The sequence below is a fragment of the Rhizobium sp. PP-F2F-G48 genome (assembly GCF_004342335.1).
GTDB lineage: Bacteria > Pseudomonadota > Alphaproteobacteria > Rhizobiales > Rhizobiaceae > Ferranicluibacter.
In genome coordinates, this window is sequence record NZ_SLVH01000017.1 from 34,822 (window position 1) to 36,666 (window position 1,845).

The following is a 1,845-nucleotide window of genomic DNA, read 5'->3' on the forward strand; positions in this document are numbered from 1 at the left end:
GGTTATGCGCAAGAATTCCCGACGAAACCGATGACGCTAGTCGTGCCGTTTTCCGCTGGAGGCAGCAATGACGTAGTCGCACGTTATGTCGCGCAGGGGTTAAGCGCGCTTTTCGGTCAGCCGATGGTTGTCGAGAACCGACCGGGTGGTGGCACGTCGGTCGGCGCAATGCATGTCGCGCGAGCAAAGCCGGACGGTCATACGCTTTTACTTGCGTCGTCGTCTTACGCGACAAACGCGGCCTCGCGGACTGACCTCCCATTCGATCCTGTTAAGGACCTCGTTCCCGTTGGTATCGCTGGCAATGGCGACGTAATGGTTCTAGGCAGCGCGAAGCTGAATGTAAGGTCGCTTCAGGAGCTTGCTAAGAAAGCCAAAGAAGGCAAGCTTTTCTTTGGGACGACCGGTGCAGGCGGCTTTATGCATTTTTATGGCGAAATGCTCAATGATGCGCTTGGCGTTTCCATGACGCCGGTACCCTATCCAGGAGGCTCAGAGGCCTATCTAGACCTTGTGGCCAATCGCGTTGACGTCACCGTCGGTGCTGTTGCAGGCATGTTGGCGGCGGTGCAAAGCGGCGCGGTTCCCTTAGCCATTTTGGGAAAAGATCGGGCTTTGGCTTTACCAAACGTGCCCACCGCAGCGGAAGCAGGTTACCCGAACGCTCTGGCCGACAATTACTGGACAATATTTGCTCCTGCAGGAACGCCCCCAGCGACAGTGCAAAAGCTTCATGACGGCATTCAAAAGGTCATGTCGTCGGCGGAAGGTAAGGCTTTTTTGGCAAAGCTGGATGCAAGGCCGGTTGATATGAGCCCTGCTGACCTTGAAAAGAAGCTGATCGACTCTATTGAGTATTGGAAAGGCTTGGCAAAGAAAATGGGATTGATAAAAGGTTGATTTTCTGCATTAGTCGAAATACCGCTGCGTGTGGAGCTAGTTTATGCTCCATACGCGGTGGTTCTCTTGATAGACCTCGGACCGGGCGTCTACGGATCCAGACCCTGTTTTTTAGACATGAATTTTGGTTTATGTCGTAGACATGCCTGGAAGGGCTGTGGGGTTATCCAAGTTTCAATGCCCCGTTCAGCGAGTTAATTGCGGAAAGAGCTTTTTAAAGGTGCCAACGTGTGGAGTTACAATTCGCCCGGTGAGTGTGGCGCGTTGAGCCTTAGAATTTTTCTCCGGTACAGCGGGTTCCGCTTGAAAGGACCTGTTTATCTAATAATTGGTTCTCGATGGATGGTAATCCCCGTTTTTAACGGGGCTCGGCAAAAGAATTCACGCAGCCATTTTCAGTTTCTGTGCGGGCGTGATGTCGCCAATGCCCATATTGGGCCGTTCGTTGTTATAGGTCCATAGCCACTGGGCGAATTCCTGTGCCTCCTCGATGCTTACGATGATGTATTGGTCGAGCCATTCATGCCTAGAACTTTCTCGGCAATATGAACGAGGAGATTTTGATGAAGACGAGCAGAGACGTCGGCCAGTCGCCCTATTACAGCGAGGAGGACTGGTTGCAAGTATATGTTTGGGATGCGGTTTTAAGTGGCTTCCGTTAAGGCCAATTTGCTCCAATGTTATGCGCAAACGCAACAAGTCGAGCTAACTGGCACCGGAAATACTGACGACGATCATGCTACCAAACGCGCCGGAACACCTTAAACACTTAGGCAGATATGTCGCCACAGCGCTTATCAAACCCGATGGCGCCGATACCTGTATCAAAGCCTTCGTCGTAGGGCAGGAAGTATGCCTCCGCCGAAGGCCGTCTGCCCTGATTTGGTGATTGGCTTTATGTCCATGCCTTATGTCATGCGCTACAATCATTTCCCCTATTGAGGT

The 1,845-nt window shown here is 52.1% G+C and carries 1 protein-coding gene and 1 pseudogene; one reads left to right on the top strand and one right to left on the bottom strand.

Translation table 11 applies throughout. The annotated features are described in order from the left end of the window. The coding region (locus C8J36_RS23770; protein ID WP_165915159.1) for a tripartite tricarboxylate transporter substrate binding protein at nucleotides 1-900 on the top strand (900 nt) is incomplete at its 5' end. A gap of 381 nt (nucleotides 901-1,281) precedes the next feature. Here C8J36_RS23770 and C8J36_RS23775 read toward each other — a convergent pair. Continuing rightward, nucleotides 1,282-1,434, bottom strand: a pseudogene (locus tag C8J36_RS23775) (integrase core domain-containing protein); the annotation flags it as partial. Nucleotides 1,435-1,845 lie beyond the last annotated feature (411 nt).